Source organism: Shewanella sp. NFH-SH190041, from assembly GCF_024363255.1.
In the GTDB taxonomy this organism is placed as follows: domain Bacteria; phylum Pseudomonadota; class Gammaproteobacteria; order Enterobacterales; family Shewanellaceae; genus Shewanella.
Genome location: NZ_AP026070.1, coordinates 362,977 through 380,382 on the forward strand (window position 1 = coordinate 362,977; position 17,406 = coordinate 380,382).

Below are 17,406 nucleotides of genomic sequence, written 5' to 3' on the forward strand. Positions count from 1 at the left end.
ATTTAGCTCCACAGGTAATGATCCAGCATTAATGCTAAAAACAGCAGCATTAGGTGATAGATAGAGAATTTAAATACTTGCATCGCAAGCCCGGGATAGTCGGCAAATTTCAACTGCCATGCTTTATAGATAAAGCCGCAACTGAGTAATGTTGCGCTGACCAGATAAAGTGGCCCTGACATGCCGACTAAGACGGGGAGCAAGCAGGCGATGGCGAGTAAAATGGTATAAAGCAAAATGCAGGTTTTGGTAAATTCGGTGCCGTGCGTCACCGGTAACATAGGAATATCTACCTTGGCATAATCCGCTCGCCGGTGAATGGCTAATGCCCAGAAGTGTGGGGGTGTCCAAGCAAAAATAATGATCACCAGTAACAGACCATGCCCATGAAATTGCCCAGTAATTGCCGTCCAGCCTAATAGCGGCGGCATAGCCCCGGCTAAGCCGCCGATAACAATATTCTGAGGGGTGGCTCGTTTTAGGTAGGTGGTGTAGATAAGGGCATACCCCAGCAGACTGGCCAGTGTTAACCACGCGGTTAGTGGATTAACCTGCAGGTAAAGCAGGGCAAAGCCGATGAGCGCTAGCGTCGCGGCGAAAATGGCTGCGCGGTTGGCGCTGACTTTGCCTTTAGGCAGAGGGCGGTTATATGTTCTGGCCATTTTGGCATCAATTTCGCGGTCAATCAGATGATTGAAGGCCGCCGCCGCAGCGGACATCATGCCGATCCCAATCAGTCCAAACAGCAAAGGTTTGAGGGGCAGAGTTCCGGGTTGGCTTAGACACATACCGACCAGTACTGTCAGTAGCATCAGTGCCACCACTTTAGGTTTGGTCATTTCATAATAAGCCTGCCATTGGGGCCAGCTCCGGTTGCCTATTGCGCTGAGAGTAAGATTTTTTGCCATAACTGAGCTCCTTGTTATGCCTTGCGCCATAGGGCGTAATTGATAAAGACCATGGTCAGCAACAGCAGCGCCGCACCGACATTGTGGGAAACTGCAATACCAAGCGGCAGGTGCAGCACAATATTGGAAATGCCCAACAGTAGTTGAACAATCAAAAGAAGGACCAGTATGACAGCGCTGCGTTGTAGGGTGCGGCTGCGGGCTTGCCGCCAGAGTTGCAGGGCCAGATATAACAGCACTGCAGCGGTAATAATGGCACCGATACGGTGGGCCACATGGATGGTCATTCGCGCTGGATAATCCAGTACCCCATATTCAAAACTGGCGTGTTGCCCCTGAAATGGCGAGAAAGCCTCTATCAGTGTGAGATTGCTTGACCAGTCGCCCTCACATAAAGGAAGCGCCGTGCAGGCCAGTGCAGCATAGTTTGAAGAGGTCCAGCCGCCCAGTGCAATTTGAGCAATTAAAATGACTAAGCCTATGGCTGCTAAGGGCGCCAGACGGCGTGCGGGGGCATCGCCGCCGGGGATCCGCAATGGCCGGGTTCTGAGATATAGCAGTAGTAATAATGACAGTAGAGTAAAACCACCGAGCAAATGTGCCATCACGACAATGGGCATCAGTTTCATGGTGACAGTCCACATTCCCAGTGCAGCCTGAAACAAAATTAATACTGCAATTGCTGCCGGTAATTTATTGGGAGAGTCTTGATCTTTCCAGCAGCGGATACCTATCCAGAGCACCAGTAAACCAAGGGTGCCTGCCACATAACGGTGGATCATTTCTAGCCAAGCTTTGTATTGATCAACTTCAAGCCCGGGAAATAACTGTTGTGCCTGTTGTATGTCCCCTGTTTGGGTTGGCACGGTTAATTGGCCATAGCACCCCGGCCAATCCGGGCAACCGAGTCCTGCATCTTCTAGTCGGGTGTAAGCGCCGAGGATGATCACTATCAGGGTAAAAACCAGCGTTATCCGCAGTAGTGTGGTTAATGTCATCAGCCAATCCTCGACAGTTTGAGCATTTTACGCAGATCAGCCAGTAAATCTTTCCCTTGGGCTAACTGAGCGTTGTGATCTGTTACCTGAGGATATTGCATCACTAAATTGCCTTGAGGATCGGCAATTACGATGGCGCCTTGTGCTAATGCTATTTGCATGGCTTGATTGGCTTGATGCTGGGGGAGGGATAACTCTGCTGCAATGGCTGCATCCGAGTGAGGCGTTAGCATAATCAGCGGGGTTACCCGGTCTCGGTGCTTGCCCAATGCAGTGTGGCTTTGTTGCAAAATGTAGAGTCGGTCTAAGCATTGCTGGTGGCATTGTGACGGCAATAAATAAAGCAACTGCCAACGGCCAGGCTGGGGATTATCTTGCAACATGCCCTGATAACTCAGGGGCGTCGGAAACAGTTGGCCTTTATTGGTTACGCCGGTTTCATACCATTGGTTGTCCAGAACCAGTTTGGCCAGCGCGACCGGGAGAATAAAGGCAAACAGCACAAGTATCAGGCTCATTTTACTTCGGGTTTGGGAGTTCATTCCTGCTCCTCTCGTTATCAAACGATTATCCATAAACATTAGGTGGGTGGTTGCACCCTTGATTTAATTTGGCGGATGGCAAATAGCGTACTCAGTAGTGCCAGTGCACCGGCCAATGAAAACCATTGCAGGGCGTAACCAAGGTGACGCTCTGATGGCATGGGAATAGGCTGCCAGGGGCGGGGGAGATTTATGCTGGGGATAGTGTCCGGTTGCAGCACCACGGGCAGCACATCATGCCCCATTAATTTCGCGAGCTGCTTGAAGTGGAGGTTTTGTATCCGACTTGGCCAGCCTGGCTCTGGTAATAAATCTTTGCTCAAGGGATTGGCTTCTCGGCGATAAAGCTTGCCCGTGAGGTGGTAATGCCCTTGCATTCGGGGTGTTTGGGGCAGGATTGCTCGCTCAGCCCCAGTGGCAATAAACCCCAGTTCAATCAACAGCCAGGGTGATTGCGTCGTTAGCTGCAGCGGCTGATAAGCGAGATAGCCTACTTGCCCCTTGACGACTTGATTGTCTAATAGCAGCACTTTATCAATGGCAATGCCGGCAATATCAGCGCGAAAACCACTGGGGTTATCTTCCTTTTGTAACTGGCGTTGTAATTGACTCAGGCTCAATGGGCTGACATTGATGCGGTGCTCCAGTTGTTGTTGCCAGCGCTGTTTTTGTTCGGCTCTATCGAGTTGCCAATAACCGAGCTTGACCATCAGGCTAAAAATCCCCAGAGTAAAAACGATAAAAAACAACCTTACCCACCGGCGTAACGGCCAGGGAGATAAAATGGATTTTGTGATTGTTTTTAAAGTGATACTCGTACTCCTACTGCTGATGGTACTGTTTAATCTTGGGCGAGCCATGGTGATTATGATCCGTAGGGACCGCCGCATGCCCATGAGCCGTTTCCTTGGCCGCCGGGTCTGGTTTTCTGCCGTAATTATGCTGTTACTGTTGTTGGCATTAGCACTGGGGCTGATAACACCCAACCCCAGACCTTACTGAGTACGGGCTCAGAGAATGTAAACAAACACAAATAGACACAGCCACACCACATCAACAAAGTGCCAATACCAACTACCGGCTTGGAAGGCAAAGTGATGTTCCGGGGTGAAATGCCCCTTTTGGATGCGCATAAATAGCACGATTAAAAACACTGCCCCCAAAGTGACATGCAAACCATGGAATCCGGTGAGCATGAAAAAGGTGTTGCCATAAATACCGGCATCGAGTGTTAGTCCCATATCCCGATAGGCATAGATATATTCCAGTACCTGACCAGATAGGAATAACAATCCCAGTACAATGGTGGCCCCGAGCCAAGCAGTTAGCGCACTGCGTTTTCCTGCTTCTAAGCTGGTGTGGGCAAAATGCAAAGTAAAGGATGAAGTTAACAGCAAAATGGTGTTGATGAGCGGCAGCCCAGCCCAACCCATGGCTTCAGTTGTGGTGCCGTCTGGGGTCAGGGTGAGGGGCCAGATGGCCTGAAATCCGGGCCAAAGCACTTCATGGGTCATTAGGTTATTGGATGCGCCGCCAAGCCAAGGGACTGCGAACATCCGGACATAAAACAGTGCCCCGAAAAATGCGCCAAAGAACATAATTTCCGAGATAATAAACCAACTCATTCCCTGCCTGAATGAGCGATCCATCTGTTCAGAATACAGACCTGACATGGACTCATGGATGACATTACGAAACCAGCCGACCAGCATAAATAGGATCACTGCAATCCCGAGTAGCAGAATATAGCCGCCACTACCGCCGCCTTGTTTTAGTTGGGAGATAAAACTGCCAGCGCCGAAAGCAATTAGAAATAACCCGATAGCACCGATAATGGGCCAGGCACTTTGGGCTGGAACATAATAGGCTTGTTGTTTGACTGTCATTTGGCGACTCCTTGCCCCGCATTCCCGCCGCCTGACTCCCGGGCGGTAATATCAAATAGGGTGTATGAAAGCGTTAGCGTGTTAATGTCCGCGGGAAGATCTGGATCCACATAAAAAATCAACGGCAATTCAGCACTGGCACGGGCATCGAGTTGCTGCCGGTTAAAGCAGAAACATTCGGTTTTATTGAAATAGGCTGCGCCCTGTCCGGGGGAGACGGAAGGAACCGCTTGGCCAGTCAGGGGCGTGTCCGATAAGTTGGTGGCAATAAATGCGGTACGGATTAATTGGCCTGGGTTAACCTGCATGCGTTTGACTTTAGGGCCAAACTCCCAGGGCATACTCCCTGGGATTTGGGCAATAAACTCCACTGTCACCAATCGGTTTTCATCAACCACCATGGCTTGGTACTGCTGCGGGGTATCATTGGTTTTACCATTAATCCCTAACGCCTGACACAGCACATCGTAGAGTGGCACTAATGCAAAGCCAAAACCGAACATGCCAGCCGCCCCCAGCAGTAGCAGGGCGATCAATCGACTATGGCTTCGCCCTTTCTCCTGCGTCATATTATTTCACCTCCGGTGGTGTGCTGAAGGTGTGGTACGGTGCTGGGCTTGGAATTGTCCATTCCAGCCCTTCGGCCCCTTCCCATGGCTTGGCCGGGGCTGCCTCACCGCCGCGAATACACTTGATGACGACGGCAAGGAAGATTAGCTGGGATAAGCCAAAGGCAAAGCCTCCGATAGAAACGATTTGATTGATATCGGCAAACTGCAGCGCATAATCTGGAATACGGCGGGGCATGCCTGCCAAGCCAACAAAGTGCATGGGGAAAAACAGTACATTGACTGAAATGAGTGAGCACCAGAAGTGCCATTTTGACAGTCGGTCGTCATACATATGTCCAGTCCATTTGGGCAGCCAGTAATATGCGGCGGCCATAATGGAAAAGACTGCCCCTGATACCAAGACATAATGGAAATGGGCGACAACAAAGTAGGTGTCATGATACTGGAAATCCGCCGGGGTGATTGCCAGCATCAGGCCGGAAAACCCACCTATGGTGAACAGAATAATAAAGGCCAGTGAGAACAGCATTGGGGTTTCAAATGTCAGCGCGCCACGCCACATGGTGGCAACCCAGTTAAAGACTTTAACCCCTGTAGGCACTGCGATCAGCATGGTGCAATACATAAAGAATAGTTCGGCGGCAACCGGCATTCCAGTGGTGAACATATGGTGAGCCCAGACCAGAAATGACAGGATGGCAATACTGGCGGTGGCGTACACCATAGAGGAGTAGCCAAACAATTTTTTGCGGCTAAACGCGGGGATAATCGACGAGATAATGCCAAAAGATGGCAGGATCATAATGTAAACTTCCGGGTGCCCGAAGAACCAGAAAATATGCTGGAACATCACAGGATCACCGCCGCCGGCGGCATCAAAAAAACTGGTACCAAAGTATTTATCCGTCAGTACCATGGTGACCACTCCGGCCAGTACCGGCATCACCATAATCAGCAAAAATGCCGTGATAAGCCAAGTCCAGACAAATAATGGCAATTTCATCCACGTCATCCCCGGCGCCCGCATGTTGACTATGGTGACAATGACATTGATGGCGCCCATGATGGAGCTGATCCCCATAATATGGACAGAGAAGACGAATAACGCGGTACTGTCTGGGCTATAGGTCGTGGACAGTGGCGCATAAAAGGTCCAGCCGAAGTTAGGGGCTCCGCCCTCCATAAACAGGGAACTTAGCAGGATCAGAAACGCAAATGGCAGGATCCAGAAACTCCAGTTATTCATCCTCGGCAGCGCCATGTCCGGCGCACCAATCATCATAGGTATTAACCAGTTCGCGAGTCCGGTAAAGGCTGGCATTACCGCGCCAAATACCATAATCAGGCCATGAACTGTGGTCATCTGATTAAAGAAGTTGGGCTCTACCAATTGCAGGCCAGGTTGAAATAATTCAGCACGGATCACCATGGCCATGGCACCGCCAATTAAAAACATAATAAAACTGAACCAGAGATATAGGGTGCCGATATCTTTGTGGTTGGTGGTTAGCAGCCAGCGCATGATGCCTTTCGGTGGTCCATCATGGTGATGATCGTCCTGATGACCCTGTGCCAGTTCGATATCGGGTTCTTGTGTTGTGCTATTCATATTAATTCCCTTTACTGACCGTGGCTGTTGACATCAACGGCTTGCACCATATCTCCGGTATCATTACCCCAGGCATTACGTTCATAGGTAATCACTGCGGCAATTTCCTGTGCGGTGAGCTGTTTACTGAAGGATTGCATTGCAGTGCCGGGTTTACCGTTAATCACAATATCTAAATGCCCAGCAAGCGGGCCTTCGATGACGGGGCTTTTTATCAGTCCAGGGAAGACCCCTGGCAGACCGGCGCCATTGGGTTGGTGACAGGCGGCACAATGGGACAGATAAACCTGTTCCCCTTGCTGCATCAGCTGATCCATCGACAGCGTTTGACTCAGTGCTGCTTTAGCCTCGACCGCTGCAGTTGTGACAGCTTGCTTCTGTTCAGCCATCCAAGCAGCGTACTCTGCCTGTGGTAGTGCTTTAACAACGATGGGCATAAAGCCATGGTCTTTGCCACAGAGTTCAGCGCACTGGCCCCGGTAAGTGCCGGGCTGATCGATTTTGGTCCAAGCTTCATTAATGAACCCAGGATTGGCATCTTTTTTAACTGCAAAATCAGGTACCCACCAAGAATGAATTACGTCTTCTGATGTCATTAAAAAGCGGATTTTTTTATCAATGGGCAGCACCAGAGGTTTATCAACTTCCAGCAAGTAATTGGTTCCTTTTGGGGCATTGCCATCGATTTGGTCTCTGGGGGTGGCGAGAATGGAGTAAAACTCCACATCATCATCGAAATATTTGTAGTGCCATTTCCATTGTGAACCGGTGATCAGCACGGTTAAATCTGCATCTGAGGTATCTTCCATGGCAATAAGAGTGCTGGTGGCTGGGATTGCCATGCCGATCAGAATCACGAATGGAATCAAGGTCCAGATGATTTCAACTTTGGTACTTTCGTGAAATTGCGCCGGTACAGCGCCTTTAGATTTGCGATGTTTAATCATGGCATAGAACATCAGTCCAAATACCACGATACCGATAACACAGCAGATATAGAGGATGATCATGTGAAGGTCGTAGACCTGTTGACTGATTTCAGTCACACCCTTGGTCATATTCAGTGGCAATTCAGATGCCATTACGGGAGAACTTAACCCCGCTATCAAATACAGCAAATGCTTCAAAAGACATCTCCTCTGTCAATTGCAAATGCAACTACAAAGAAGAGCCACACAGTAATACTATGCTCTATGCAAACTCTTCAGTTCCCACAAAAAGCAACGATGACTGCAAGTGTATTGATGTGATTAACACAGTCTGACTGACATCAAACGGCACACTTATCGCTGGTGTTCATTATCGATTTATATGTCCAAGTGTCTGATTTTAGACGATGCAAAACAAATGCGGCTAAAAATGCAACACCATGAAGTTACATTACTTGCTGTTTAAAGTTTGATCAAGGTCAAGAATTATCTTTGATATAGCGGGTACAGCCCCGAAAGTTGGGGCTGATAAATAAATCAACTAATGTACAGCGGGTAAGTTAGTGGCCGGTAATAAAGGTAAACAGTAGTTATTTTCTACTTCTTCGTGTTTGTGAACACTTACATTTTCAATCAGCCATCCTGTTGCTCGAGCACTCTTAGCCACAAGCTGGAGTCGGCGGTTATCTCTGTCATCCAAAGGTGTCGACCAAGTGACTACAGCACTGGACGTACCACTGGTCAGGGCTTTTTCCATGGCCCATAACGCCTCAACTTCGTCTCTTGCACGCACCAGTAACACCCGGTCCATACGCACTTCGGCATTGGCAAGAACCTGTTTGTAGCCAATATTGGGCGCATTAATCAGCACAATCCAACGCCCCTGCTGGCTGAGTTGTGCCAGTACAGCTGCGTGAGCCCGCAGTTCATTAAGGCCATGATCCCTGGATTTTAATGTGTGAATCACTTCTGCTGGTGTTTTGCTGAAAGCCGGGTTTTTCCATAGCCCCGGATGCCTAGGCGCTACGCCCAATACTTTTTTCATAGCCAGTCCCCGTTGCGGATTACCCCAACAGCCAGACCTTCGATGGTTAAATGCTGATAGCGCAGATCCACTTTAATAGGTGCGTAATTTTCATTTTCTGCATGGAGGTAGACGAGTTCACCTTGTTTTTCGAAGCGTTTTACCGTGACATCATCTTCAACGCGAGCAACAACAACTTGGCCATTTCTGGCTTCTTGCATTTTGTGCACTGCCAGCAAATCACCTTCCAGAATACCGATATTCTTCATGCTGTCGCCCCGTACCCGAAGCAGAAAATCTGCTGATGGTCGGAACATTGCGGGATCGACTTGGTAATACTGTTCGACATGTTCTTGGGCCAGGATAGGTTCCCCGGCAGCAACTTGGCCGATTAATGGCAAACCTGCATCGTCATCATTACTACTTTCTTCCTGGATTAGGCGGATACCACGGGACGTGCCGGGCATAATTTCAATACAGCCTTTTCTGGCCAGGGCTTTGAGGTGTTCTTCTGCGGCATTGGCACTTTTAAAGCCTAATCTGGCAGCAATTTCAGCCCGGGTTGGCGGCATGCCAGTATCCTGGATATTTCGTTTAATCAGCTCAAGAATTTCTGCTTGGCGTGGCGTCAGCGGTCTCATGTTGTTCCCTGTCTTTTCATACAGTAACTGTTAGTATATACAGTATTTTAACCAGTGCAAGTATTAACCAATAGGGCAGATTTTGGCAGTAATAGCGCAAGGTGTTGTATGTCTGATATTCTATGCCGCAATTCGATGTGAAGCAGATTGCTATAAATAATGTCAAAACATGACTCTTTGGGGTTTAAGGCCCTGCGATGGATTCAGAAAAAGCTGGTACACACCATTACGGTACCGCAGGATCCGTTCGCTGATCTTAATTTGGATGCCAATCGGCCCATGGTGTATGTCCTAAAAACGGAATCGTTAAGTGACATCAATGTATTAAGAGAAACCTGTCTTAAGTTGGGTTTGCCTTCCCCAGATGAACCGTTATTACTGAAGGGGCAGCAAGTGCCGCGTCTGGTCTGTTTAGAAGGGGCGCAGCCCTTGTTTGGACAGCGTTGCGGCGATGAAGAGTTCCTTCAATCATTTACCCGCCTGTTAACTATGCATCAGCAGGATGAAGAGTTAGATGTACAGTTGGTGCCTGTCAGTCTGTTTTGGGGGCGTACACCAGGTAAAGATGATGACACCATGAAAGCCGCGGTGTTGGAGCGTGAAGATCCTAGTTGGTTGCGTAAAAGTTTGATGATCTTGTTCCTGGGTCGACATAACTTTATCCAGTTCTCTAATGCGGTTTCTCTGCGTTATATGGCCGATGAACACGGCACAGATCATTCCATCGCCCACAAATTGGCCCGAGTAGCTCGGGTGCATTTCCGTCGGCAGCGTAAGGTGATGACAGGGCCTGCCCTGCCAAACCGTCAGGCGTTATTCCACTCCTTACTTAATTCGGACTCAGTGAAACGGGCGATAGCAGAAGAAGCTATTAGTAAAAAGATCCCGGAAAGCGAAGCCCGTGATAAGGCCATGGAGTATATGGATGAGATTGCAGCAGATTATTCTGACAGTCTGATCCGGATCGCTGAGCGGTTATTGACCTGGCTATGGAACAAGTTATATAGCGGCATCAATATTAAAGGTGCTGAGCAGATCCGCCAATTACACCATGATGGCCATGAAATTGTGTATGTGCCTTGCCACCGCAGCCATATGGATTATTTGTTGCTGTCTTACATTCTTTATTTCCAAGGAATGGTGCCACCGCATATTGCCGCCGGGATCAACCTGAATTTCTGGCCCGCAGGGCCGCTGTTCCGTCGGGGCGGTGCATTCTTTATCCGTCGCAGTTTTAACGGTAATAAACTTTACACTGCGGTGTTCCGCGAGTATCTGGATCAACTGTTCGCTAAAGGTTATTCGGTGGAATATTTCACTGAAGGTGGCCGTTCCCGCACAGGTCGTTTACTGGTACCCAAAACCGGTATGTTGGCCATGACAGTAAACAGCGTACTGCGTGGTATTGAGCGCCCGGTAACCTTGGTGCCAGTTTATCTGGGGTATGACCATGTTATGGAAGTGGCTACGTACCATAAGGAATTGAGCGGTAAGAAGAAAAAGAAAGAGTCCGTTTGGCAAGTATTTGGCGCTATCCGCAAGTTGGGTAACTTCGGTCAGGGCTATGTTAACTTTGGTGAACCAATCACCCTACAGAACTTTTTAACTGAGAAAGTCAGTGATTGGCGCGAACAGTTAGCTCAAGAACCTGATAATAAGCCAAGCTGGTTGACACCTGTGGTTAACTCTTTGGCGACTGAAGTGATGACCCATATCAATGGCGCGGCGGCTGCCAGTTCAGTGACTTTGAGCAGTGCAGTTTTGTTGGCGGCAGAGCAGAATGCTCTTGAGCGTAATCAGTTGGAAAACCAACTGGATTTTTATCTCAAGCTGCTAAAAGAAGTACCTTACACGCCTTATGCATCTGTGGTGGATGGCGATGGTCAGTCATTAGTTGATCAGGGACTTGAGTTGAAAAAGCTGGTGCAGGAAAGTGACGCGCTGGGCAATATTATCAGCCTCGAACCTGCCCATAAGCTATCAATGACCTACTACCGTAATAACATCATTCACTTACTGATTATTCCGGCACTGATTGCGAACATTTTATTGCGTTATGACAACTGTTCCCGTCAGCAGTTGCTGCAAATCGCTAAGGCATTTTATGCCTTACTGGAAGCTGAACTGTTTATGGATATCAAGGATCTAGATAGTTATATCGATCAGCTTTTGGTGCAGTTTAAGCAAGAGGGTTTGATCAGTGGCAATGAGTCCTTCGAGGTAAACAACAGTAAGATCAATACGCTGCTATTACTGTCAGGACTGATCAGCGAGACAATGCAGCGTTATGCCATTATCTTCAATCTATTGGCATCTCGTCCGACGATTGAGCGGGCAGAGTTGGAAGCGGAAAGTCATCTGTTGGCTCAGCGCCTTGGTGCCTTGCATGGTGTTACTGCACCTGAGTTTTATGATAAGAAGCTGTATGCGACGTTGAGTATCAGACTGAAAGATCTTGGTTATTTGGCTGGTAATGCTGAGCTGGAGCAAATTGAGCAAATGCGAGGTTATACTAATACTCTGTTGCGTTCCTCAGTTAGACAAACAATTGTGGATGCGGTAGCAGCTGAGCACTAAATTGCTGGTAATCTAACAATAAAGCTGATTATATGACTGAAAACGCCTGCTTTTTGCAGGCGTTTTTGTATCCTGTGAAAACCTGTTATCCAATAGGTTAACGGCATAACTCTAATAATTGGTAAGTAGCCATGGCGAATCATATGAATGCGGCCCCTGCGGGCAAATCGTTATTGGGTGGAGCAATGATTATTGCTGGCACCACCGTGGGGGCGGGGATGTTTTCCCTGCCAGTCGTTAGTGCCGGTATGTGGTTCGGTTACTCACTGATGGTACTGATCGGGATCTGGTTTATTATGCTGATGTCCGGCCTACTCTTGCTTGAAACCAATCTGCATTTTGAGCCTGGTGCCAGCTTTGACACCCTTACTCGTCATACCCTTGGCCGATTCTGGCGTATTGTTAGCGGTGCCTCTATTACATTTGTACTGTATATCCTGACTTATGCTTACATCAGCGGCGGCTCTTCGATTGTGAATCACAGTTTGACCAATCTTGGCATAGTGTTGCCACAGAGTTTGGCCGCATTGGTTTTTGCCGTTGTTTTGGCGGCGGTTGTGTTAGCCAGCACGAAAGCAGTCGATCGCATTACGACCGTGATGTTAGGTGGCATGGTGATCACTTTCTTTATGGCGGTGGGCAATTTATTAATTGAAGTTGAGCCGGCTAAATTATTTATCCCAGATGGGCATAATAGTTTTGCCCCTTACTTGTGGGCGGCCTTACCATTTGGTTTGGCGAGCTTCGGGTATCACGGCAATGTGCCAAGCTTAGTGAAATATTACGGTAAATCGCCGAGTAAGATTGTTGCGGCTATTTTTAGTGGCACATTCCTCGCGTTAGTGATTTATATTTGCTGGTTAGTGGCGACTATGGGCAATATTAGCCGTAGTGATTTTGTGCCTATTATTGCTGAGGGTGGCAATATGGGGGTATTGGTGTCGGCACTGCAGCAAGTTATTGCCAGTGATTGGCTTAACTCGATGTTGACTCTATTTGCCAATTTAGCCGTAGCGTCTTCTTTTCTGGGGGTAACCTTAGGTCTATTTGATTATCTGGCGGATCTGTTTGGCTTTGATGATAGCCTTAAAGGTCGAACTAAAACTGCATTGGTGACATTTGTGCCGCCTGCTGTGATGGGCATGTTATTCCCTAATGGGTTTCTGGTGGCGATAGGTTTTGCGGCACTGGCTGCCTGTATTTGGGCCGTGATTGTGCCGGCATTGATGGCCTATCGGGTTAGACAATTACATCCATCTGGCTGTGGTTTTAAAGTGCCCGGTGGTACCCCGTTGATTTTACTGGTTATTGTTTTCGGTATTGTTACTGGAGCGTGTCATCTGTTAGCGATGGCGAATCTTCTGCCGGTTTATGGATAAGTATCACGCTTTTAGGGGATGAACTGCTTGACAGATTTTTAAAAAACAGTAATTTATCATCCCATTCGCGGGTGTAGTTCAATGGTAGAACTGGAGCTTCCCAAGCTTCAAACGTGGGTTCGATTCCCATCACCCGCTCCAGAATTAATAACGCCGCAGTGCTCAAACACTGCGGCGTTTTTTATTGTCGTTTGATTAGGCTTTTAAACTGGCATTGGCTTCCCTTGCGGCGATAAAGCCATAAAACAGATAACCCAACAAAGTAAGAATCGCACCATAGAAGACGGCTTGGGCCCCACAGGCATAAACACCGTAAATGCTATAGATAACGGCTAGACTGCCAATGACAGCGCCAGTTTTGTATTCCTTACTTCCCACTTTATTATTCCGCAGTATGACCTCCAATCCGGTGAGAGACAGGATATACGGCACCATATTGATAAATACAGCCAAGTTGACCAACACATTAAATTGTTTCACCAGACTTGGGGAAATTGTCATTACAGCTAAAGCTAGTTCCAGTGCCAACATAATCAGCATGCCTTTAATGGGGGCATTATCTTTAGTCACTTCGCCAAAGATCTTAGGAAACAACTTAATATCAGCTGCTGCCCGGGATACTTGGGCATTAGTAAATTGCCAACCAAGTAGGGAGCCGATACAGGCAATCACCGCCAGTGCGGTAATAATGAGGCCAACTTCTTTATTAAACATATAGGTGTAAACCAGCCCAAATGGCGCGTCGGCGGTGGCGAGTGCGGCATTGGGTACAATCCCTTGGATTACCGCGGTGGAAGCGATATAAACCACCGCGGTAAAACTGGTGGCGAGCATGCAAGCCAATGGCACATTTTTCTGGGGATCTTTTACTGTCCCAGAATTAGCCCCTGCAGACTCAATGCCTAAAAAGGCCCACAAGGTTAACGCAATACCAGACGACACTGCGTCCATGGTCCCCATATTGTGAGGGTTCCAAGCTGAGGCAAAAACTTTTGGATCAAACCAAAACCAACCTATGATGGACAGACCTACCACGGGGATAATGACTCCCCAAACGGTAAACGCGGAAATCTGGCCTGTGATACGTGGACCTTTAAAGTTGGCCACCATGGTTAAAATCAAAATGGCCACTACGCCGATAAAGGTGTTGATAGGGCTTTGTTTTAACCATGGAATAAAGGGTTCTAAGTAACCGGTACAAGATACTGCGATTGCAACGGCACTGATCACCAAGCATACATAGTAAGTGTAAGATGCGATAAAAAAAGAAGAGCGACCATGAGCCTCGGCGGAATAGGCCGACATCCCGCCATCTTTATTGCAGTACATGCCACATTTGGCAAACGCATAGGCGATACACATGGCACCGATGGCTGTGACTAGCCAGCTGAGTAACGAAATTGCTCCGGTTTGCGCTAAACTTGCCGGTAACATGATGATTCCAGAGCCCATCATGTTGACCGTCACTATGGTTGTCAGCCCCATCAGGCCCATTTTATTTGCTTCGGATGCCATTCAATATCACTCCCAGATTATCTGCGGGTTGAAATGGATTTATGAACTCCTTTAACTCATTTATTTAAAATGAAATATAAGGTTAATAACTCAAATTCGATTATTTTGAAGTGGGATTCAATGGCCGAATTTGTCCCTGTACAATTACAGCAGTCTAGATAAATTATTCGGTGAATTTCAAACAAAAATTTATCTTATTATTTTACTTTTAAATTAAGTCTATGAAATTAAACAAGCTAATAATTTAACTCGACACAATTGACTGAATAATAAGATATCTTTCTCGTTATTATTGGCTGCTAGCTATTTAAGTTGTTGTAATTAATTGATTTATTTTTATTTGTCAAAAGCGGATTTAATCAGCTAAGTTAAATGTCTGATATATGATCATTTTATTAATGACTTACTAAGTCAAGAATTAGTGACTGAAATGTCTTGAAATCTAACTGCTACTCAATAATCGTTTCAGCTGTAAAAGTAGTTTATCAGAGTAATCTTACCGAATAATTCTGGAGATGGTTCATGCGAAGCTACGGGAAAAAACTGACAGTATTAATTCTAGAAGAAGCCCCAAAAGAAGGTGTTATTGGTAATGCTATCAGCCGATTAATTGATGAATTAAATAACTCCGGGGCGATTGTCACTGTCGCCTCATCCTATGAAGATTGTTATTCCATTCTCTATGCCAATACCGCCATTGATTGTTTGATGCTGACGTCTTCCATGAGTGGCTCTCAGGCAGATGAAAATGATAGGTTTTATACACTTATCGATAAACTGAATAAACGCCAGGAGAATGTACCGGTATTTCTGCTTGCGGAGCGAAAAAAAATCACCCTGTCAGTCAGCCGGGAACTGATGGCAAAAGTGGATGAGTTTGTCTGGATTTTAGAAGATACCCCAGATTTTATTGCTGGCAGGGCAGTGGCTGCTATGCAGCGTTATCGGGAACGGCAGTTGCCACCATTGATGTCTGCTTTAATGAAATATGACGATGTCCATGAGTATTCTTGGGCTGCGCCCGGGCATCAAGGTGGGGTAGGCTTTACGAAAACTCCCGCGGGGCAACGTTTTTACAGTTACTATGGCGAAGGACTGTTTCGTACCGATATGGGGATTGAGCGAGGGAATTTGGGCTCCTTACTGGATCACACCGGTGCATTTGGTGAGAGTGAAAAATATGCAGCCAGAGTATTTGGTGCAGACCGTTCATTTTCTCTTGTTACCGGGACGTCAGGGGCGAACCGGACCATTATGCAGATCTGTATGAAGGAAAATACCCTCGCCATCTGTGACAGAAATAGCCATAAATCTATTGAGCAGGGACTGATGCTTTCCGGGGCGTTGCCTGTGTATATGGTTCCTACTCGTAACCGTTACGGAATTATCGGGCCTATCTATCCAGAGCAGATGACTAAGGCCGCACTGGAAGCCACGGCTAAAGCCAATGCCCTGACGCAAGACCAGGCTGGAGAAATGGCTCCTTATGCCGTGTTGACTAACTGTACCTACGATGGCTTGTGCTACAACGCAGAGCGGGCGCAGGATATTTTAGCTCAAAGCTGTACTCGGCTGCATTTTGATGAGGCTTGGTATGGTTATGCCAGATTTAACCCTGTTTATCAGGGGCATTATGCGATGCGTGGGGAGCCGCAATCTGATTATCAAGGGCCAACGGTGTTTGCCACGCACTCGACCCATAAACTGCTTAATGCTTTGTCCCAGGCTTCTTGGCTGCATGTTCGTAATGGTAAAGATGCCATTGATTTTCAGCGTTTTAATCAAGCGTATATGATGCATGCGACTACGTCTCCGCTCTATGCAATTAGCGCGTCTAACGATATTGCGGTTTCTCAGATGGATGGCAATCGTGGTTTATCTCTGACCACTGAGGTCATTCGTGAGGCGGTGGATTTCCGTCAGGCGATGGGACGGCTGCATAAAGAATACCTGGCTGATTGCGATTGGTTTTTTAAACCTTGGAACGCAGAAACAGTGACAGATCCAACAACAGGGAAAAGCTTTGCTTTTGAGGAGGCGCCAGCAGAGCTGTTGGTAACAAACCAGGATTGTTGGAAGATGCACCCAGGTGACACTTGGCATGGGTTTAAGGATATGCCTGCGGACTGGTGCATGTTAGACCCTATCAAAGTCAGTATCTTAGCCCCTGGCATGGGGGATGATGGCAAGTTACTGGACTCAGGTGTGCCAGCTGCGTTGGTAACCCAGTATTTAGGGCGCTTTGGCATTATTCCTACCCGGACCACGGATTTCCAAGTGATGTTTCTGTTTTCGATGGGGATCACTAAGGGGAAATGGGCGACCTTGGTGAATACCCTGCTGTCGTTTAAAAAGCATTATGATGCCAATACGTCATTAGTAAATGTATTGCCCGGATTAACTGAGAGTTTTCCGGAAATGTATGCCGAGATGGGATTGCAGGATCTTGGCTGCAAAATGTTTGCTTATCTTAAGGCGCATAATCCCTCTGAAAAGCTGAATACCGCTTATTCTATCTTACCTGTAGCTGATGTGACCCCAAGAGCTGCGTTTCAGGCCATTGTGGAAAATAAAGTGGAAATGGTGCCAAGTCATCAATTGTCTGGTCGGATGGCAGCAAATGCGGTTATCCCCTATCCGCCGGGGATCCCCATGCTGATGTCGGGGGAGAATTTTGGTGATGATTCCAGCCCTCAGATTGGTTACCTCAAAAGCTTGGAAGTGTGGGATCGCGAGTTTCCCGGGTTTGAGCATGAAACAGAAGGGACTGAGGTGGAAGAGGGTATCTACCATGTGATGTGTATTCGACGCTGAATTAAGCGCGAT

Annotated in this window: 14 protein-coding genes, 1 tRNA gene and 1 pseudogene; 5 read left to right on the forward strand and 11 right to left on the reverse strand. The window is 47.6% G+C overall.

From position 1 onward, the window contains the following. Positions 1 to 2 precede the first annotated feature (2 nt). The 4 genes from cyoE to NFHSH190041_RS01685 are packed head-to-tail and all read right to left on the reverse strand — an operon-like array spanning position 3 to position 3,197. Entirely contained in the window at positions 3 to 908 is a 906-nt protein-coding gene (gene cyoE, locus NFHSH190041_RS01670) for a heme o synthase (RefSeq protein ID WP_261923596.1), read from the reverse strand. Positions 909 to 922: 14 nt separating this feature from the next. Continuing rightward, entirely contained in the window at positions 923 to 1,906 is a 984-nt protein-coding gene (locus tag NFHSH190041_RS01675) for a COX15/CtaA family protein (protein WP_261923597.1), read from the reverse strand. Continuing rightward, positions 1,906 to 2,448 (reverse strand): hypothetical protein, encoded by a 543-nt coding sequence (locus tag NFHSH190041_RS01680; protein WP_261923598.1) that lies wholly within the window; start codon positions 2,446 to 2,448, stop codon positions 1,906 to 1,908. Before NFHSH190041_RS01680 ends, NFHSH190041_RS01675 begins: the two co-directional genes overlap by 1 nt. Positions 2,449 to 2,486: 38 nt before the next feature. Continuing rightward, entirely contained in the window at positions 2,487 to 3,197 is a 711-nt protein-coding gene (locus tag NFHSH190041_RS01685) for an SURF1 family protein (protein WP_261923599.1), read from the reverse strand. 34 nt (positions 3,198 to 3,231) lie between these two features. Here NFHSH190041_RS01685 and NFHSH190041_RS01690 point away from each other — a divergent pair, with 34 nt between their 5' ends. Further along, complete coding sequence (locus NFHSH190041_RS01690; RefSeq protein ID WP_261923600.1) at positions 3,232 to 3,450, forward strand: DUF2909 family protein; 219 nt, start codon at positions 3,232 to 3,234, stop codon at positions 3,448 to 3,450. An 8-nt stretch (positions 3,451 to 3,458) separates the two neighbouring features. Here NFHSH190041_RS01690 and NFHSH190041_RS01695 read toward each other — a convergent pair whose 3' ends face one another. The 6 genes and pseudogenes from NFHSH190041_RS01695 to lexA form a co-directional block, all read right to left on the reverse strand. Further along, entirely contained in the window at positions 3,459 to 4,334 is an 876-nt protein-coding gene (locus NFHSH190041_RS01695; protein ID WP_261923601.1) for a cytochrome c oxidase subunit 3, read from the reverse strand. Further along, positions 4,331 to 4,903 (reverse strand): cytochrome c oxidase assembly protein, encoded by a 573-nt coding sequence (locus NFHSH190041_RS01700; RefSeq protein WP_261923602.1) that lies wholly within the window; start codon positions 4,901 to 4,903, stop codon positions 4,331 to 4,333. The genes NFHSH190041_RS01695 and NFHSH190041_RS01700 overlap by 4 nt, the downstream gene beginning before the upstream one ends. Position 4,904: 1 nt before the next feature. After that, on the reverse strand, positions 4,905 to 6,515 hold the full coding sequence (gene ctaD, locus NFHSH190041_RS01705; RefSeq protein WP_261923603.1) for a cytochrome c oxidase subunit I: 1,611 nt from the start codon (positions 6,513 to 6,515) through the stop codon (positions 4,905 to 4,907). 20 nt (positions 6,516 to 6,535) lie between these two features. Further along, positions 6,536 to 7,642 (reverse strand): annotated as a pseudogene (gene coxB / locus NFHSH190041_RS01710) (cytochrome c oxidase subunit II); the annotation flags it as partial. Positions 7,643 to 7,985: 343 nt separating this feature from the next. Continuing rightward, positions 7,986 to 8,489: a cell division inhibitor SulA gene (locus NFHSH190041_RS01715; RefSeq protein WP_261923604.1), complete on the reverse strand. Its 504-nt coding sequence runs from the start codon at positions 8,487 to 8,489 to the stop codon at positions 7,986 to 7,988. Then, complete coding sequence (gene lexA, locus NFHSH190041_RS01720) at positions 8,486 to 9,109, reverse strand: transcriptional repressor LexA (protein ID WP_261923605.1); 624 nt, start codon at positions 9,107 to 9,109, stop codon at positions 8,486 to 8,488. Before lexA ends, NFHSH190041_RS01715 begins: the two co-directional genes overlap by 4 nt. 159 nt (positions 9,110 to 9,268) lie before the next feature. Between lexA and plsB the strand changes: the two genes are divergently transcribed. The 3 genes from plsB (at position 9,269) to NFHSH190041_RS01735 (ending at position 13,206) form a co-directional block, all read left to right on the forward strand. Further along, positions 9,269 to 11,686 carry a glycerol-3-phosphate 1-O-acyltransferase PlsB gene (gene plsB, locus NFHSH190041_RS01725; RefSeq protein ID WP_261923606.1) on the forward strand — a complete coding sequence of 806 codons (2,418 nt, stop codon included), beginning with the start codon at positions 9,269 to 9,271 and terminating at the stop codon, positions 11,684 to 11,686. A gap of 131 nt (positions 11,687 to 11,817) precedes the next feature. Next, the gene (gene mtr / locus NFHSH190041_RS01730; protein WP_261923607.1) at positions 11,818 to 13,065 is read left to right on the forward strand and encodes a tryptophan permease; all 1,248 of its coding nucleotides are present in this window, start codon (positions 11,818 to 11,820) and stop codon (positions 13,063 to 13,065) included. A gap of 67 nt (positions 13,066 to 13,132) precedes the next feature. Then, positions 13,133 to 13,206 (forward strand) — tRNA-Gly (locus NFHSH190041_RS01735). A 54-nt stretch (positions 13,207 to 13,260) separates the two neighbouring features. On the opposite strand, the gene potE is transcribed toward NFHSH190041_RS01735, so the two are convergent. Then, positions 13,261 to 14,580, reverse strand: a complete 1,320-nt coding sequence (potE, locus tag NFHSH190041_RS01740; RefSeq protein WP_261923608.1) for a putrescine-ornithine antiporter — start codon at positions 14,578 to 14,580, stop codon at positions 13,261 to 13,263. A gap of 522 nt (positions 14,581 to 15,102) precedes the next feature. Between potE and adiA the strand changes: the two genes are divergently transcribed. Further along, positions 15,103 to 17,394: an arginine decarboxylase gene (adiA, locus tag NFHSH190041_RS01745; RefSeq protein ID WP_261923609.1), complete on the forward strand. Its 2,292-nt coding sequence runs from the start codon at positions 15,103 to 15,105 to the stop codon at positions 17,392 to 17,394. Positions 17,395 to 17,406 lie beyond the last annotated feature (12 nt).

Bases quoted from the DNA above. Each gene is read 5' to 3' on its own strand.
- cyoE (WP_261923596.1), bottom strand. From the start codon at position 908: ATGGCAAAAAATCTTACTCTCAGCGCAATAGGCAACCGGAGCTGGCCC.
- NFHSH190041_RS01675 (WP_261923597.1), bottom strand. From the start codon at position 1,906: ATGACATTAACCACACTACTGCGGATAACGCTGGTTTTTACCCTGATA.
- NFHSH190041_RS01680 (WP_261923598.1), bottom strand. From the start codon at position 2,448: ATGAACTCCCAAACCCGAAGTAAAATGAGCCTGATACTTGTGCTGTTT.
- NFHSH190041_RS01690 (WP_261923600.1), top strand. From the start codon at position 3,232: ATGGATTTTGTGATTGTTTTTAAAGTGATACTCGTACTCCTACTGCTG.
- NFHSH190041_RS01695 (WP_261923601.1), bottom strand. From the start codon at position 4,334: ATGACAGTCAAACAACAAGCCTATTATGTTCCAGCCCAAAGTGCCTGG.
- NFHSH190041_RS01700 (WP_261923602.1), bottom strand. From the start codon at position 4,903: ATGACGCAGGAGAAAGGGCGAAGCCATAGTCGATTGATCGCCCTGCTA.
- ctaD (WP_261923603.1), bottom strand. From the start codon at position 6,515: ATGAATAGCACAACACAAGAACCCGATATCGAACTGGCACAGGGTCAT.
- NFHSH190041_RS01715 (WP_261923604.1), bottom strand. From the start codon at position 8,489: ATGAAAAAAGTATTGGGCGTAGCGCCTAGGCATCCGGGGCTATGGAAA.
- lexA (WP_261923605.1), bottom strand. From the start codon at position 9,109: ATGAGACCGCTGACGCCACGCCAAGCAGAAATTCTTGAGCTGATTAAA.
- plsB (WP_261923606.1), top strand. From the start codon at position 9,269: ATGTCAAAACATGACTCTTTGGGGTTTAAGGCCCTGCGATGGATTCAG.
- mtr (WP_261923607.1), top strand. From the start codon at position 11,818: ATGGCGAATCATATGAATGCGGCCCCTGCGGGCAAATCGTTATTGGGT.
- potE (WP_261923608.1), bottom strand. From the start codon at position 14,580: ATGGCATCCGAAGCAAATAAAATGGGCCTGATGGGGCTGACAACCATA.
- adiA (WP_261923609.1), top strand. From the start codon at position 15,103: ATGCGAAGCTACGGGAAAAAACTGACAGTATTAATTCTAGAAGAAGCC.